The organism is Brevibacillus jepli (assembly GCF_047229145.1).
In the GTDB taxonomy this organism is placed as follows: Bacteria; Bacillota; Bacilli; order Brevibacillales; family Brevibacillaceae; genus Brevibacillus.
Genome location: NZ_JBFEFW010000020.1, coordinates 1 through 17,107, shown reverse-complemented (window position 1 = coordinate 17,107; position 17,107 = coordinate 1). Strand labels below are relative to the sequence as shown.

16 protein-coding genes are annotated in these 17,107 nt (G+C 47.9%); 12 read left to right on the top strand and 4 right to left on the bottom strand.

Annotation, left to right across the window (positions count from 1 at the left end):
* The first annotated feature begins 30 nt into the window (after positions 1-30).
* The 5 genes from ftsH to nadA all read left to right on the top strand — a co-directional run bounded on the left by ftsH (position 31) and on the right by nadA (position 7,092).
* On the top strand, positions 31-1,977 hold the full coding sequence (ftsH, locus tag AB1L17_RS20480) for an ATP-dependent zinc metalloprotease FtsH (protein WP_412847048.1): 1,947 nt from the start codon (positions 31-33) through the stop codon (positions 1,975-1,977).
* 346 nt (positions 1,978-2,323) lie between these two features.
* Entirely contained in the window at positions 2,324-3,193 is an 870-nt protein-coding gene (locus tag AB1L17_RS20475) for an HAD family hydrolase (protein WP_412847049.1), read from the top strand.
* 125 nt (positions 3,194-3,318) lie between these two features.
* Positions 3,319-5,277, top strand: a complete 1,959-nt coding sequence (locus AB1L17_RS20470; protein ID WP_412847050.1) for an AraC family transcriptional regulator — start codon at positions 3,319-3,321, stop codon at positions 5,275-5,277.
* Between the two features lie 29 nt (positions 5,278-5,306).
* The gene (locus tag AB1L17_RS20465; RefSeq protein WP_412847051.1) at positions 5,307-6,059 is read left to right on the top strand and encodes an alpha/beta hydrolase; all 753 of its coding nucleotides are present in this window, start codon (positions 5,307-5,309) and stop codon (positions 6,057-6,059) included.
* Positions 6,060-6,147: 88 nt separating this feature from the next.
* The gene (nadA, locus tag AB1L17_RS20460; protein ID WP_012683896.1) at positions 6,148-7,092 is read left to right on the top strand and encodes a quinolinate synthase NadA; all 945 of its coding nucleotides are present in this window, start codon (positions 6,148-6,150) and stop codon (positions 7,090-7,092) included.
* 60 nt (positions 7,093-7,152) lie between these two features.
* On the opposite strand, the gene AB1L17_RS20455 is transcribed toward nadA, so the two are convergent.
* The 3 genes from AB1L17_RS20455 to AB1L17_RS20445 all read right to left on the bottom strand — a co-directional run bounded on the left by AB1L17_RS20455 (position 7,153) and on the right by AB1L17_RS20445 (position 9,384).
* Positions 7,153-8,445: an FtsW/RodA/SpoVE family cell cycle protein gene (locus AB1L17_RS20455; RefSeq protein WP_412847052.1), complete on the bottom strand. Its 1,293-nt coding sequence runs from the start codon at positions 8,443-8,445 to the stop codon at positions 7,153-7,155.
* Complete coding sequence (locus AB1L17_RS20450) at positions 8,442-8,777, bottom strand: PadR family transcriptional regulator (protein WP_412847053.1); 336 nt, start codon at positions 8,775-8,777, stop codon at positions 8,442-8,444. The genes AB1L17_RS20455 and AB1L17_RS20450 overlap by 4 nt, the downstream gene beginning before the upstream one ends.
* Positions 8,778-8,889: 112 nt before the next feature.
* Entirely contained in the window at positions 8,890-9,384 is a 495-nt protein-coding gene (locus AB1L17_RS20445) for a PCYCGC domain-containing protein (RefSeq protein ID WP_412847054.1), read from the bottom strand.
* 192 nt (positions 9,385-9,576) lie between these two features.
* Between AB1L17_RS20445 and AB1L17_RS20440 the strand changes: the two genes are divergently transcribed.
* From AB1L17_RS20440 to AB1L17_RS20410, 7 genes are all read left to right on the top strand, one after another.
* On the top strand, positions 9,577-10,542 hold the full coding sequence (locus AB1L17_RS20440) for a metal ABC transporter substrate-binding protein (protein ID WP_412847055.1): 966 nt from the start codon (positions 9,577-9,579) through the stop codon (positions 10,540-10,542).
* A gap of 133 nt (positions 10,543-10,675) precedes the next feature.
* Positions 10,676-11,446: a metal ABC transporter ATP-binding protein gene (locus AB1L17_RS20435; RefSeq protein WP_412847056.1), complete on the top strand. Its 771-nt coding sequence runs from the start codon at positions 10,676-10,678 to the stop codon at positions 11,444-11,446.
* Positions 11,447-11,481: 35 nt separating this feature from the next.
* Entirely contained in the window at positions 11,482-12,321 is an 840-nt protein-coding gene (locus AB1L17_RS20430; RefSeq protein ID WP_412847057.1) for a metal ABC transporter permease, read from the top strand.
* Between the two features lie 39 nt (positions 12,322-12,360).
* Entirely contained in the window at positions 12,361-12,786 is a 426-nt protein-coding gene (locus AB1L17_RS20425) for a Fur family transcriptional regulator (protein ID WP_412847058.1), read from the top strand.
* A gap of 115 nt (positions 12,787-12,901) precedes the next feature.
* On the top strand, positions 12,902-14,524 hold the full coding sequence (nadB, locus tag AB1L17_RS20420; protein ID WP_412847059.1) for an L-aspartate oxidase: 1,623 nt from the start codon (positions 12,902-12,904) through the stop codon (positions 14,522-14,524).
* Complete coding sequence (nadC, locus tag AB1L17_RS20415) at positions 14,511-15,359, top strand: carboxylating nicotinate-nucleotide diphosphorylase (RefSeq protein WP_412847060.1); 849 nt, start codon at positions 14,511-14,513, stop codon at positions 15,357-15,359. Before nadB ends, nadC begins: the two co-directional genes overlap by 14 nt.
* 12 nt (positions 15,360-15,371) lie before the next feature.
* Positions 15,372-16,139 (top strand): type III pantothenate kinase, encoded by a 768-nt coding sequence (locus AB1L17_RS20410; protein WP_412847061.1) that lies wholly within the window; start codon positions 15,372-15,374, stop codon positions 16,137-16,139.
* Positions 16,140-16,194: 55 nt separating this feature from the next.
* Here AB1L17_RS20410 and AB1L17_RS20405 read toward each other — a convergent pair whose 3' ends face one another.
* Entirely contained in the window at positions 16,195-16,617 is a 423-nt protein-coding gene (locus AB1L17_RS20405; RefSeq protein WP_412847062.1) for a GNAT family N-acetyltransferase, read from the bottom strand.
* Positions 16,618-17,107 lie beyond the last annotated feature (490 nt).

The following is a 17,107-nucleotide window of genomic DNA, read 5'->3' as shown; positions in this document are numbered from 1 at the left end:
AAAGTGTCTGTTCGTGAGAGGAGGTAAGGAATGAATCGCTTTTTTCGTAATACCGGGTTCTACCTACTGATTTTTCTTGTCACGGTCGGGATCGTGAATTTCATCCTCTCCGGTACTGATAAGGTTGGGAAACTTACATATCAGGAATTCCGGGTACAGCTAAAAGCTGACAACGTCAAAGAGTTGGCGCTTCGACCAGAGAATGGTACTTACAGGGTCGAGGGTACGTTGGCAAAAGCTATTCCGGGACAGGAAAGCAACAAATTTTTTACCAATGTTCCTTTGTATGACTCAGATGTTGTTAAGCTAGTCGAAGAGAAAATCGATGCACAAAAGGTGGATAATGTAGCGTTCAATCCTGCGGAGGGCAACAGCATTTGGCTCACGTTCTTGACTTCTATCATTCCTTTTGTCATCATCTTCATCCTGTTTTTCTTTCTTCTGAACAACGCGCAAGGTGGCGGAAGCCGAGTAATGAACTTCGGTAAAAGCCGCGCGAAGCTTTACAACGAAGAGAAGAAACGCGTTACCTTTGACGATGTAGCAGGAGCAGACGAAGAAAAGGCGGAGCTGGAGGAAGTCGTTGATTTCCTGAAAGACAACCGTAAATTCAATGCGGTTGGCGCTCGTATTCCAAAAGGGGTACTGCTCGTAGGACCTCCGGGTACAGGTAAAACCTTGCTCGCTCGCGCTGTTGCAGGCGAAGCTGGTGTACCGTTCTTCAGTATCTCCGGTTCTGACTTCGTGGAAATGTTCGTTGGGGTGGGTGCATCCCGCGTACGTGACCTGTTTGAAAATGCGAAGAAAAATGCTCCTTGCATTATCTTTATTGACGAGATTGATGCTGTGGGTCGTCAACGCGGAGCTGGACTCGGCGGCGGCCACGACGAGCGCGAGCAAACTCTCAACCAGTTGCTCGTAGAGATGGACGGTTTTGGTGGAAACGAAGGGATCATCATGATCGCAGCGACGAACCGACCTGACATTCTCGACCCGGCTCTCTTGCGTCCGGGACGTTTTGACCGTCAAATTACAGTAGATCGTCCTGATATCAAAGGCCGTGAAGCGGTGCTCAAGGTTCATGCCCGTAACAAGCCGATTGGTGAAGACGTGAAGCTGGACGTGATTGCTCGTGGTACATCGGGCTTCACGGGCGCAGATTTGGAGAACTTGCTGAACGAAGCGGCTCTCTTGACTGCACGCAGAAACAAAAAGCAAATTACCATGACGGAAGTGGATGAAGCGATTGACCGCGTAATTGCGGGTCCAGCGAAGAAGTCTCGCGTAGTGAGCGAAGACGAAAGACGTCTGGTAGCCTTCCACGAAGCTGGTCATACAATCATCGGATACCACCTGAGAAATGCAGAGATGGTACATAAGGTAACAATCATTCCGCGCGGCCAAGCTGGCGGATACACAGTGATGCTGCCGAAAGAAGACCGTTTCTTTGCTACCAAAACAGACTTGCTCGACAAAATCGTTGGTCTGTTGGGTGGACGTGTCGCGGAGGAATTGGTGCTTGGAGATATTAGTACCGGGGCACATAATGACTTCCAACGCGCGACAGCGATCGCTCGCAGCATGATTACCGAATACGGTATGAGTAAGCTCGGACCTATGCAATTCGGTAAGAGTCAAGGTCAGGTATTCCTGGGCCGTGACTATGGCAATGAGCGTAACTACTCCGATCAGATTGCGTATGAGATCGATCAAGAAATGCAAAATATTATCAACGAGTGCTACGCAAAATGTACAGAATTGCTGACGAAGCACCGTGATCAGCTCGATCTGATTGCGAACACGCTGCTCCGTGTAGAGACTCTCGATGCTGAGCAGATCAAGCAATTGATCGAAACAGGTAAAATGGATAACGATCCAGATGCAAACAAAGATGTGGTCGTGAACATTCAACCGAAGCTGGAAGAAGTAAAAGAAGAACCAAAGCAAGAAGAAACAAACGAAGAACCGAAACAATAAGGGGCGCCTCAGGTGCCCTTTTTTGTAATATCGAAAAGTATTAGGTTACCTTTTTAAAAGTATCGATGAACCGATAAAGCTTGTGAGAAGAAAAAGCACAGGGCTCGTAGACCTTGACAACGCCTACCCAGTCGGAACTTCCAAAAGGGGACCACGCTTGTCGAACACTTCTTCCTTGAGAAACTCCCGCCCGTAGGGTGGCTTTGGCTCGACGGTCCCCTTTTGGAAGTGGAGACGGACAGTCAATCCCCCATGCTGGCGTGTCAGAGTCGAGAGAACTGTGCTTTTTCTTCTCCTCCACTATGTTGACTCATGGCAAATCCAAATAGAATGAGAGGGATAGGATATGTTGCTTACACCAGGCATGGCTGCATTTGACATGGATGGAACCTTACTGAATCACGAATCAAAGATGACAGAAGGAACGAAAGAAGCACTTCGCCAATTGCAACAGCAAGGCTGCAAACTCGTTTTGTCTACGGGCAGGATGTATGGCTCCGCTCAAATTCCGATCGATTCCTTTCCTTTTGATGGCTATGTATGCAGTAATGGGGGCGTTGTTTTCGAGGGAGACGGCACACTCGTCCGCCGATGGCTCCTGCCTGTTGAGATGGTAATCGGTGCAATCCATGCACTGAGGCAAGAAACGATTTATTATGAGCTTCATGATACCAACAGCAATCGCTGGATGATCAAGGAAGACCGTGAACGATTGGAAGCGACCATGAGTGAGGACACGTCTGTGGAAGGGTTCTCGATCTTGAAATTCCCTTACTATAGGCTTGCTCGTGTAGAGCCATTGGCAGAGGTGCTGGAGAAGGTGGAGTCTGGGGAAGTGGAAATCGTCAAGTTTTTCATCTGGCATCAGGACCCGGAGCGTCTGGAGTGGGTAATAGAGCAACTGAAGCCTTGGAGTGAGCAAGTGACGATTACTTCTTCCGGTAAGCAGAATGTCGAGGTGATTCCACATGGTGTTTCCAAATGGGAAGGGCTTCAATACTTTTGTGAGAAATGGGGAATCTCCCCAGAGAATGTAATGGCATTTGGTGATGCAGAAAACGATCGTGAAGCACTGACAGGTGCCGGTTATTCCGTCGCGATGGAAAACGCTTCTGACGAAATTAAGCAGGTGGCTAAATATATCGCCCCTCACCACAATGAGGAAGGCGTCGCCAGATTTATTCGAGATCGCGTTCTCGGAGAAAAAGGTGAGTAAGAGAATGAAAAAGCAGAAGCTGCGCCGGTATAGGCCGGTTTTTGCTTTTTTTTTCGTTGTTAGTGAGAATTATTATCAATTATAATAATGATATCAATACTGGCAGGTGGGGAGTGATTGCAACGATGATGCGCAAAGAGCTTATGATTTTGTGGAATCATGCCTCCGTGAAAGTCATGGATGTACGCCATCAGATCGTGCAGCCAGGAGAAAAAATAACGGCTTATCAGCTCCCGGCCAGCGTATTTTTGTTTACGGTTCGAGGTCGAGCAGTTGTGCAGCTCAATGATGTGATGTACCCGGTCCATACATTTCATGTGATTCACGGGGGCAAAGGATCGACTCTCAACCTAAGCGTTACGGATAACGAATGGGAGTCCTACCTCATTTTCTATAAAGCAATGATTTCGCTGCCAGGCCGTCAGGAAATCACGAATCTTCTTGAATCTCGCAACTGGTTTTTGTCTCCCTATTCTTTTGTGCCGCAGCAGCCTGTCACACTGCTGGACAAGCTGGATCAGTTGCGGGCTGTTTGGGACAACGGGGATGAGGATGCTTTGAGACAATTGCGGGCAAAAGGATGGTTTCATCTGTTTGTTTGCGAGCTGCTTGATCAGATGGATGAGCAAGAAGAAGTGACCAGCCAACATGATCTTGTTTTCCTTGCGAAGCAATACATTCATAACCACTTTGCGGAGCCAATCACGCTTGCGGCAATCGCTCAGACGTTGAATTACAGCATTCCTTACTTGTCGAAGCAGTTCAAGCGTCAGACGGGGCATAGTCCGATCGATTATTTGATTGGTGTGAGACTCGAAAAGGCAAAGGACTTGTTGGTTCGTACGGATGCCACTCTTCAGGAAGTGGCGGAAGGTGTCGGGTATACGGACTTCTCCTATTTCATCAGAGTCTTCAAAAAGCATACGGGAGTGACCCCAGGGCAATTTAAGGAACAGCTACTGCGCATCGGTGCAGGCTCAGAATATCCTATGAAAAGGCTAAGATCAGACCTTGTCTCCCTATCGAATGAAACATACAATCTGATTGTTGTTGAAAATCATTCTCAAAAGGATAGGGGAATAGACGTGAAAGGAAAAATGTACAAGCTCGTGCTGGGGCTTGCTTTGTTACTTAGTGCATGTTCAGGTACAACCACGGGAAGTTGTGGAACACAGCATGCTACACCCGTTGAGACTTCTTCGGCGACAGAGGCTGCTTCACAGCAGACGAAGCAACAATGGCCGCGAACGTATGTAGATGCACTCGGAAAAGAAGTGGTGATTCCCAAAGAACCGAAGCGCATCGTCGTGACTCATTTCGGGATGATGGAATACTTATTTGCGTTGGAAACACCACCGATTGCTTCTACGCTGGCTGATCGCATGCTGACTACTTTTGAAACGCTGAAGCCATACGCGAGTACCGCATCGGTTAAGGATATCGGAGAAGTGAGGACGCCGAATCTGGAAATGATGGCAGACCTGAATCCAGATTTGATTGTCGCATTCTCAGGGACACACAACGAAGTATATGCGGATTTAAGTAGCATTTCTCCAGTCGCAATGATTAACAATACGGAAGATCGGAACTGGACGGAGACGCTTCGCGAATACGCCAAGCTGATCGGAAAAGAGCCATTGGCCGAAGACTATATTACGAATTTGCAGACGCTAATGGGTGAAGCCAGAGAGAAATTGGCCAAGCATAAAGACAAATCGGTTACGTTTTTACGTGCGACAGGTGACGGAAGCACCTTTTATGTACTGGATGACAATGACGTTTCGTATGCGTACGACCAAGAAACAGGCTTGGGTCTGAATTCTCCGGGGCAATACAAGCTGGAGGGCGATGTGATTTCACTGGAGGGTGTCACGGTGCTTAATCCAGATTATATTTTCGTGGTAGATCATGCGGACAGAATGGATACAACGATGGCGGAGTTAAATCAAAGCAAGGTCTGGCAATCGTTAAAAGCCGTAAAAGAAAAGCAAGTGTTTCCGTTGGATGTATCAATCAGCACTAAAGGACCGTTGGCAATCAAGTATACGACAAACAAAGTTCTCGAATATATGTCCACTAACTAAGGCTTTCAAGAAAGGAGGGGGTAGGGTCGATGCTACCAATCGTGGAGCTGTTTCAAAATCGCAAGCTAACGATTTATTTGCCTGAGGGCTATTATGAAAGCGAAGAGCGTTACGCGGTTGTGTATGTGCAGGATGACGGTGATTTGATTGACCCGAAGGATAGTGATGTTCTTCAGAAGATCAGAGAGTTAACGGCTGCCAATCAACTGCCTGGATTACTGTTTGTCGGAATAGAATCATTCGACCGAAATGATGAGTATACGCCGTTTATCTCGCCTAATATTTTTGAACCGGAGTCCGGTAAACAGTTTGGTGGGAACGCTTCTGTTTATGCGGATTTTCTCGCCAATGAGTTGAAGCCGTACATCGACAGCAAATACCGTACATTACCGACGAGAGAGCATACAGGTATCATGGGCTTTTCCTTTGGGGGACTCATTTCCGTCTACTCAGGGCTACGCTATCCCGATGTTTTTGGGCGAGTGGGCAGCTTTTCCGGCTCATTCTGGTTCCCGGGGATCGTGGATTGGATCGAGCAGCTCAGTATCCATGATACGGGACAACGCCTTTACATGAATTTGGGCCACGCCGAGGGTTTCGGCCGAACGAATGGTCAGCAATGGATGGTACCGAATAGCAAGAGAGTTTATCAATATTTGCTACAAAATGGTTTCCATGAGGACTCGATTCGACAGGTAATTTATGAGAGCAACTTCCACTCGTTTGACTTGGGTGTGCAATATGTCCCGGAAGCACTGCAATGGTTGTTCAATGAGGAGTAAATTCGTTCAGACGTACCACGTTGACAAGGTGAGGTTATACGCTTACAATGACCGTAAATTATGACACCACCGTAGGGGGATTTTTTCCATGGACGCTTTAGCGTTAGAAAAAAAAGCCCAGCGCAACGCTGAGTTACGTGAACGACTGCTGCAGTTGAAGAAAGAGCGTAATGCCATCATTCTTGCTCACTTTTACCAACGTCCCGAGATTCAGGAGGTCGCTGATTTCATTGGAGATTCCTTTGGATTGGCGCAAAAAGCGAAGGAAACGGATGCCGATGTGATTCTGTTCTGTGGGGTTCACTTTATGGGAGAAAGTGCAAAAATTCTCAATCCCCAGAAGACCGTCATTATTCCTGATGAACGGGCTGGCTGTCCGATGGCGGACATGGTCAACGTTGACGGACTCCGCAAGCTCAAAGCCCAGCATCCAAATGCAAAGGTAGTGGCTTACATCAATACTTCTGCGGATGTCAAAGCAGAAACGTACATCTGCTGTACGTCTTCCAACGCGAAGCGCGTGATCGAGTCAATCGACAGTGACGAGATCATTTGGGTGCCGGACAAAAACCTCGGCCACTATGTATCCCAATTCACGGACAAGAAGATGATTATTTGGGAAGGCTACTGTAATACACATGATCAATTGTCTGTAGAGGACATCATGACGTTGAAGCAGCAGCATCCTGAGGCTGTAGTGGTTGTACATCCGGAGTGCCGCCCAGAAGTGGTATCCCTGGCTGACTACGTTGGTTCCACGACCGGAATTTTGAAATACTGCCGTGAATCGTCTCACAAAGAGTTTATTATCGGGACGGAAGACGGCACGCGCTACATGCTGGAGAAGGACAGCCCGGACAAAACGTTCATTTTCGCTTCCAAGTATCTGGTTTGCCCGAACATGAAGGTGAACAACCTGAAGAAGTGCGTCGAGGCCTTGGAGAATATGAAGCCGGAGATTTTTGTGCCGGAGGATGTTGCTGACGCGGCACGTGCTTCCTTGGAGCGCATGCTGGCCGTAGCGCCTGCTTAAAGGGCAGTCTGATAAAATGCAAAAGGGAGTAGAGCTTATGGGCTTTACTCCCTTTTTCTATTAGGAGGCTTTGGTTAAGGGCTGAATGTCTTTTCGTCGGTAAATGTTCAGGACGAGTCCCATCAAGGCCATCTGCAAAATTTGTTCGGCCATTCCATAACTTACGAATGGAATGGTAACTGCCGCATGGGGAACCAGACCCAGGATCATGAATATACCCCAGAAAAACGGAGTAAAGAAGAGTACTGCCATGCCGGATAACAGCATGGAACCGTAGCGGTCTTTTACTCGTCTTATGGCACGGAGCAAACGAGTCATCAACACAAAGCCTAGCGTGAAAAAGGCTAGCCCTGCTAATAGTCCAAAGCTGTATACGATATAGGCAAAAATATAGTCGGACTCAAGAGCGGGAAGTGTATCGAAAGAGGTACCAAAGCCATGTCCCCATAAACTTGCTGATTCGAGAGTTTTCCATGCTTGAATGATTAGATATCCTCTTCCGCCGGGATCGCTGAATGGGTTCAGGTATGCGAGCAGACGCTCTAGCTGGTATGGCTTCCCGAAGAAGTAATACATACTTCCGACACCCGAGAGTACTAGTGCGATGAAGCTCAAGACAACACGCCTTGTAGGCTTAGCGGCAATTACGAGTACGATGTAGCCAATGACATACAAGAAAACGGCGAACTCGTATTTGCCTAACACGAGAAGCAGGAAAGGGGGGAAGAAGTACGCAATCGCTTTTACGAGTGTAAAGCGGCTGTTCTCCCTCCACTCTGTGAATATCCCTGCAAGAGCTACGATGAACAGGAATGGGCTGATGGCAATAAAATGGAGTGGAAAACGCCCAATATCTAAATAGTTGATGCTGTTTATAGGTATTCCTTCAAGCAGTGTATATACTAGTAAAATCAACGTACTGAAATACAACAACCGACTGTAACGCTTTAATTTACTGTAATCCCAAAAGAGTATTCCCACGAGAGCGACTGTCCCGATGAAAATTCCGATAAGCTGCTTTTCGAAATAAATACGTCGATCTTGTGCTACATAAAGTGAATATAACGTAAGCAGCCCGATGCCAAGTAGAGTCACGACGATAGAAACAATCCCCCACTCCATCCGCGGCTTATGCGCCTGATGCAGATGCCGCCCTACATCGACGGGATCACCCATTTGTGCAATGGCAATCCGAGTCGCTTCGTCTTCCCCATATCCAGCCTCGCGATAATCCTCGATTTTTTCATCGAAATGATTCTCCAGCTCTAGCGTAATCGCTGGATGAACCTCTTTGTTCTTAATCTGGCTGCAAACCTCTTTTATGTAATGCGCAATTCGCTTGTTTTCGCTCATGTAGGCTGTCCTCCTAGCACGGAATCGACTGCCGTACGAAAAGATTCCCACTCCTGTTTTTTCTCTTTGAGATGCTTCTTGCCTTCGCGGGTGATTTGATAATATTTACGTTTCCGCTCTCCTTCACCTTCACTCCAAAACGCCTCGACCTTTCCTTTAGACTCAAGGGTATGAAGAATGGGATAGAGGGTGCCTTCTTTGAGAGACAGCACACCATTCGAGCTTGTCTCCATCGTTTTGATCATTTCGTAGCCGTACATCGCTTTTTGCTCCAGCAGGGTAAGGATGAGAATGACCGTACTGCCTTTCATCAGCTCTTTGTTAACTGCCATGGTTACCTCCTTTATACCTCGGATTTCGATACCTCGAATATCTATGTATCATTGTATTCCATAAAAGGGAAAAAAGAAAGACTTCCTCATCGGGAAGTCTTGTTATAGATGTTTAGGAAGGCATTGGGGTAGGAGTTGGTTTTCCGTAGCCTTGGCCATAGGTTTGGTCTATGTAGTCACGAATTTCTTTTGTAGATTTGCCTTCTTCTTTCATCTTGCCAGAAATAACGGCGATTTCCATGCATACGCCGCAGCGAGTGCCGTGGTCATCCCAGACAATGGAGCCATCAGACTTTTCTTCTTTGATGAAGCAGTTGCCATTGTGCCCGTGTCCAGCACTTTCACCGCAACCACAATAGCAAGGAATGGATTTGAGCAGCTCACGATTTGCCGCAGCAACTTTGTAGGATCCGATAATGACAGGGTCTTGGTTGTCTAAAAATTTCGGTAGCTGATCAGCGGAAGCAGTCAATTCCTGCAAATCACCATTAGGTGCGTGCTGCGTGTGATTGCTTTGCTCCTGCTCAGCTTGATCAGTAGAGCCACAGCCAGCAGTAAGCAGAGCTGCGGTGATAAAAGTAATGGCTAACCATGATTTACGTTTCATCTTGGACATACCTCCTGCGAGTTATTTTATCATAATGAGATGGAGAAATTGTGAAGCTATGAAAGAAGATGTACACTTATGACGATTAAATCGGAATAAATCCTATTTACTTTTTGGGCGCCTATCCTTATAATGAAAAACGACGAGAACGTAAATCGGAATGATTTTGAATTGGAGTAGGAGGAAACATAGATGAAAAGAGCCCTGATGGCTGCTATAAGCATCATGACGGCAGTAGGACTGGTGGGATGTGGGGCAGCCAACGAAACGGCTGGCACTCCGCAAACTGGCAGTGACGCGTCCGCGAAGCCAAAAGTATATACTACTATTTATCCATTGGAATATGTAGCGAAGCGAATCGGCGGTGAACATATAGAGGTAACGAATTTGGTTCCTGCTGGCGTAGAGCCTCATGACTATGAGCCAACCGCAAAAGACATGGTTGCTCTGTCCGGAGCGGATATCTTTGCTTATAACGGCAGCGGCTTGGAGCTGTGGGTAGAGAAGGCAGTAACCAACCTCGACAAAAACAAGACAACGGTCGTCAATGCGACGGAAGGTCTCGATTTGATCAGTGCAGTCGATCATGAGCATGAAGGAGAAGGGCACACAGAAGAAGCAGGGCATGATCACGGGGATCTGGACCCCCATGTATGGCTCGATCCGATGCAGCTGAAGGCACAAGCAGAAAAAGTCAAAAATACGCTCGTGCAAAAGGATCAAGCACACGCTGCCGATTACGAAAAAAATTACACACAACTAGCGACAGACTTGGAGCAGCTGGATAAAGAGTTCAAAGATATGGTTACGCAAGCACCGAAGAAAGAATTCATGGTTTCTCATAGCGCATTCAGCTATATGGCAAAACGCTACGGGTTGGAGCAAGTATCGATCTCGGGAGTCGATCCTTCTGATGAGCCATCCACAGCTGAGCTGAAAAGCTTGGTGGAGCATGTGAAAGAACACAACATTTCTTATGTGTTCTTCGAGACGTTGGTTTCCCCGAAGGTAGCGGAAGTCATTGCGAAGGAAGCCGGCGTGAAGACAGCGACGCTCAATCCACTTGAAGGTCTAACAGAAGAAGATGTGAAAGCAGGCCGTGATTACTTGTCCATCATGCGCGACAACATGAATACACTAAAGACTGCATTGCAATAAGCTTTCTCTCGAAAAGATGTCGCTAACGAAGGCGACATTTTTTCGTTGGTAGGATGCTTGTCGTTCGGGCAAAATCGTAGTACGATGAAGGGGAGCAAATAAGAACAAATCCGATTTAAGGGATGGATATTTCATGGAACCACATACACAAGAGGTGCCCGTCATTAAGCTCACAGGCGTCTCCTTTCAATATGAAGAGAAACAGGTTCTCGATGAGGTTGAATTCACACTGGAACGAGGAGACTTTGTGGGTATCGTTGGTCCGAACGGGTCAGGGAAATCAACACTGATGAAGCTCATTTTAGGTCTGCTGACGCCAAACAAAGGGACAGTCGAGCTATTCGGGCAACCACTATCCAAGTTCCGTGAATGGAACCGCATCGGATACGTTGCACAGCAGGTCGCGCATGGAGCGGGTGGATTTCCGGCGACAGTTAGAGAAGTCGTGTCATCTGGATTGGTCGGCAAAGTAGGCCTGTTTCGCAGACTGACCAAACAGCATCATGAGAGTGTTCGTGCGGCTGTCGAGCGTGTCGGCTTGTTAGAGAAGCTGGATCAACGAATCGGCAACCTGTCAGGTGGTCAATTACAGCGCGTATTCATAGCGCGAGCCCTCGTAGCTGAACCAGAGCTGTTGATCCTCGATGAACCAACAGTCGGGGTCGATCAGGAATCGATCGATCAATTTTACAGCTTGCTTCGTTCGCTGAAGGAAGAGAACGGATTGACGATGATGATCGTCAGTCACGATGTGGGAGTCATGTCGCAATGGGTGACCAAGGTGGCTTGTGTGCAGAAGAAGATTCACTTCCACGGAACGGCGCACGAATTTGAGCATAATCAGGAAAAAATCTTGCAAAGTATGTACGGTGATTCGGTCAGACTGCTGTCTCATCATCACTAAGTTTTGTAAATAGGTAAGAAAGAAGGAGTATGCACATGCTTGCTGATTGGTGGCAGTATGACTTTTTGCGGTATACCCTGTTTTCAGGGATTTTAATTGGTCTGATCTGCCCTATTTTGGGCACGTTTCTTATTGTTCGTCGTTTGTCGATGATGGCAGATGGCTTGTCACATGTTACACTGTCAGGTGTAGCTGCCGGGATGCTCATTTCCAAAAAGGTCGCCTTCTTCTCCGCAGTCAATCCGCTGTTTTTCGGGATGTTGTTTGCGGTAATCGGTTCGTTGTTCATCGAGCGTTTGCGTAAGGTGTACAAAGCATATCAGGATTTGGCGATACCGATTATTTTGTCTGCGGGACTTGGGTTATTTACGGTGCTGATCAGTATCGCAGACGGTTTTAATGCCGATTTGTATTCCTATTTGTTCGGAAAAATCGTCACGGTATCCATCGAAGACTTGTATGCGCTGATTGGCGTGGCAGTCGTTGTTCTGGGGACTGTCCTGTTGATTTACAAAGAGCTGTTCGCAGTCTCCTTCGATGAAGAATTCGCTCGCGTCTCTGGAGTAGCGCGGCGTTCGATCAATTTGTGGTTCATGGTGCTCGTAGCTCTTACGATTGCGGCTTCCATGCGGATTGTCGGTGTCCTGCTGATTTCGGCGCTGATCACACTTCCGGTGGCAGCTAGTTTGCAAATTGCGAAAAGCTTTCGCCAAACGATTTTCTTCTCGATTGTGTTCGCTGAAATCTCTGTGTTGAGCGGTTTATATTTTGCCTATCTCCTTGATTGGGCTTCTGGTGGTACAATTGTATTGATGGCTGTACTGATTATGCTGGTAGTATTGGGTATAAAGAAGCTGCGTGTTGCCCTCCGGTAAGGGTCATCCGGTCATGACAAAAGGAAGGAGTGTTTGTCGATGAAAGTAGAAGAAGCGCTGCAAATATTGAAGGAACACGGTTTCAAGTATACCGGCAAGCGGGAGGAGATGATTCGAATCTGCGCGGCCGAGAAGCGATACCTGTCTGCCAAAGATATTATGGAGCGAATCAAGGAGCAGTATCCGACACTCAGCTTTGATACGGTCTATCGCAACATTTCCACTTTTGTTGAGCTGGGGATTCTGGAAGAGACAGAGCTGGACGGGGAAGGCAGATTCCGGTTGGCCTGTTCGACAGATGGGCACCATCATCACCATGTAATCTGTACGGAATGTGGAAAGACTTCTTCTTTGCCCGGATGTCCGATGAATATCATTTCCGTAGTACCGGAAGAGTTCCAAGTGACAGGGCATAAGTTTGAGGTATATGGCACATGTAAGGAATGTGTAACGCATTCGAATTAATCGGATAGAGGGGAGTGTTCGCTTTTGCGGGCGCTCTTTTTTTGCATCTCCTTCAAGCGTGTATTTGCTATAATGGGTGGAAAATCATCAGTTACAAGAGAGAAGGGACACGGTCATGATTCCCCGTTATATTGTGGACTTTGATTTGCATGCCTTGCCTCGGATGAGGGCAGATGTAGCTGTTATTGGTGCAGGAATTGCTGGCTTGTATACGGCGTTGCAAACGAGTGAGTATGCGGAGGTGGTGTTGATCAGCAAAAAGGGACTCGATGATAGTAACACACGCTGGGCCCAAGGAGGAATCGCTGCCGTAACAGCCAAATCAGATTCCCCTGCCCTTCACCGACAGGATACGCTAATAGCTGGAGCAGGCCTTTGCTCGTATAACGCTGTGGAAGTCCTGGTACATGAAGGCCCTGATCGCTTGCATGAACTGATTGCATATGGAACGGAATTTGACCGCGATGAACAAGGGCGGTACGAGCTGACGCAGGAAGGTGCGCACAGCAAACGGCGCATTTTGCATGCGAACGGAGATGCTACTGGGGCGGAGATCGTCCGCGCTTTGTCCAAGCGTGTGATGGAGCAGCCTAACATTCAGGTCCTGGAATATCATTTTGCTGTAGATGTCATCACACAGGATGGCGAATGCATGGGTGTCCTCGTGCGGAAGCCGGATGGCGAGCTGCTTTTCCTGGAAGCCAAAGCAACGGTGCTGGCTACAGGAGGAGCGGGTCAACTCTATCGCTATACGACCAATCCGCAAATCGCTACGGCAGATGGGATCGGCATCGCGTATCGGGCGGGTGCTCGCATTAAAGATGTGGAATTTATCCAGTTTCATCCGACTGCGCTTTACTATCCGGGAGCCCCGCGCTTTTTGATATCGGAAGCGGTTCGTGGGGAGGGTGCCATTTTGCGTAACAGCAATGGTGACCGCTTCATGGACAAGTACCACCCGCAAAAAGAGCTGGCGCCGCGAGATATTGTCGCCCGGGCGATTGTCTCCGAGATGGAACAGACGAAGTCTACGTTCGTCTATCTCGACATCACCCACGAATCGGAGGAGCTTATTAAGCGTCGTTTTCCGACGATTTACAATTTTTGCTTACAATACGGGCTCAATATGGTGACAGACTGGATTCCAGTAGCACCTGCCTGCCATTACATTATGGGCGGGGTCCAGACTGATTTGAACGGAGAGACCTCGACGAAGCGGCTTTTTGCATGTGGAGAGGCATCGTGCACAGGGGTACATGGAGCGAATCGACTGGCCAGCAACTCGTTGTCGGAAGCGGTAGTATTCGGTCACCGGATAGCAGAGCGGATCAAGCAGCTGGCTGATTTGCCGGGTATTCATCCCCTCCAGGTTGTATCCAAGCATAAACGGCCCCAAACGTTCAATACACGTGAACAACGATTGAAAATGCAAAAGCTCATGCTGCGGCATGTTAGTGTGAAGCGCGACGAAAAAGGATTAACAAAAGCATTAGCGGAGCTTGCGCGAATGGAGCAATACTATCAGTACGAGCCTGAGAGCGTGGAAACGTTTGAATTCTTCAATCTGCTGAATGCTGCCGTCCTGACAACGAGAGCGGCACTTTTGCGGGAAGAAAGCAGGGGTGGGCATTATCGTACTGATTTTCCGAATAAAGACGACTTGGTGTGGCGCAAGCATTTGATCCAGTCCATAGAAGACGGTGTCCAAGAGGAGTGTGAGAAGCATGATGTGGAATAAACGGGAGCTTCAGCGAAAAATAGAGGAATGGCTACAGGAAGACGTAGGCTTTGGTGACGTGACGACGATGAGCACGATTCCCCAATCGGAGCAGGGGATCGGCATTCTATATGCGAAGGAAGCGGGAATCGTGGCTGGCTTGCCGATTGCGGAGCAAGTATTTGCTACGGTTGATTCTACGCTCGTTTTTGTGGCAAAGGTAGAAGAAGGGGCACGAGTGGAGGTCGGGCAACAGATTGCCGAAGTCAGCGGCTCGGTTCGTTCGATCTTGAGCGGTGAGCGCCTCGCTCTTAATTTGATGCAACGTCTGTCTGGGATTGCTACGAAAACGAGTGAATATGCTGCGGCCGTCGCAGGGACGAAGGCGCGGGTTGTCGACACGCGGAAGACTACCCCAGGACTGCGGGCTTTGGAAAAGTACGCAGTTCGTGTCGGGGGAGGCTACAATCACCGTTTTGCCCTGTATGATGCCGTGATGATCAAGGACAATCATATAAAAGGAGCAGGCGGTATAGCCCAGGCTGTCGCTGCGGCACGCGCGGTCATTCCTCATACAATGACAGTGGAGGTAGAGGCCGAAACGTTCGAACAGGTTCAGGAAGCATTGGCAGCAGGTGCAGATACGATCATGCTCGACAACATGTCACTCGATCAAATGGTGGAAGCCGTGCAGTTTATTGATGGACGGGCCATTGTAGAGGCATCTGGTGGTGTCAGTCTGGAGACGATTGGTGACATAGCTAAAACGGGCGTAGATATCATTTCGGTAGGGGCTCTGACTCATTCTGTCAAAGCGTTTGATATTAGCCTCGATCTGAATACGCGGAAGCGATAAGGAGCGACCTCGATGTTATTGGTGATCGACATAGGCAACTCCAATATTGTTTTGGGCTTGTATGAGGGTGACGAGCTCCAACACCATTGGAGAGTGGCCACGGATCGTAACAAAACAGAGGACGAGTACGGCATGCTCGTGAAAAGCTTGTTTGGCAGTGTTGGGCTCGGCTTTGAACAGGTGAGAGGCGTCATTATCTCGTCTGTCGTACCGCCTCTGAACCTCACGATTGAACGCATGTGTGGGAAGTACATGCAACAAAAAGCACTCATCGTCGGACCAGGTATCAAAACCGGACTGAACATCAAATACGAGTATCCGCGAGAGGTAGGCTCGGATCGAATCGTGAACGCTGTTGCTGCGATTCATCATTATGGTACGCCGCTGATCGTGGTCGATTTCGGTACGGCGACCACCTTTTGCTATGTGGACGAGCGGGCGCAGTATTGGGGCGGTGCGATTGCCCCAGGTATCGGGATATCGACGGAGGCACTCTTTACTCGTGCAGCCAAGCTGCCTCGGATCGAGATAGCAAAGCCTGCCAGCGTAGTCGGCCGCAATACGATAGCAGCCATGCAGTCAGGCATATTTTACGGGTTTGTCGGTCAGGTCGAGGGCATCGTACGAAGAATCATGGAGGAATACGGTACGCGACCTACAGTAGTAGCTACAGGAGGGATGGCCTCTCTCTTTGCGAATGAAACCTCTTGTATTCATATCGTGGATCAGAATCTCACGCTAAAAGGTCTTCGTTTGATCTATGAGCGCAATCAATCATAAGGAAAGCGGAAGACACAAAAAAACAGCCACTGTGGCTGTTTTTTTAATAGGGGCTTCAGATAATCTTGCAGAAAAACACTTCAGGATCAGCTGGATCTAGATGAGTCAGTGTTCCGCAGTGAGCGTATCCGAGCTTTTGACAGAGACGCTGCATTCTCTTGTTGGAAAGATTAGTGGAAGTGAACAGCTTCTCTGTTGGAGAGATGGTTTCCAGATAGCGCATCATATCCTCACCGATGCCTCTTTTTTGATAGTGAGGGTGAACAATGAGTAGGTGGATAAAGCTATTCTTAAAAAATGATTGATTGATGATAGCAAAACCGATGATGTCCAGATCGAATAACGCGACATAACATTGCCCTTGCTCGATTGCGAGTTGTAGTTCAGTTGAACGGCTGGTTGAACCGAGCACCACTGCATCAATCTTGCAGACAACCGGGATGTCTTGAAGAGTAGCTTGGCGGATCAAGGTCATCATTGTCTCATCCTTTCTATTTGGGAATCATGGAATATGTAGTATCACCGCTAGGATTTTCTCAGTAAAATTATACCATCTGACTTTCCCCTTATAGTGAAGAGATATCTTGTAAATCCTTATGGACAAGAAACGCGACATTTCGTGAGTAACATTGCTTCTTGCAGGTAATGATAAATACGTATTTCACATCAATGGATAGGGACTGAGAAAAAAGCGTTGAGATTTTCAATAGTTTTCGTTGACAGTACATGTTCCACACGCTACAATGGCTATTGTGCCTAGCAGAAAAGTTATGTCACAGTGAACTTTTTAAGTTTCTTTAAAAAAGTTCTTGCGTTTATAACAAACGCATGGTAACATATGAATTCTGGAAGGCAAACAAAGCGGGTCACTTTGATCCACTTCAAATATAGGGATGGATGTCCGAGCGGCCGAAGGAGCACGATTGGAAATCGTGTAGGCGGTGTCGAACCGTCTCGTGGGTTCAAAT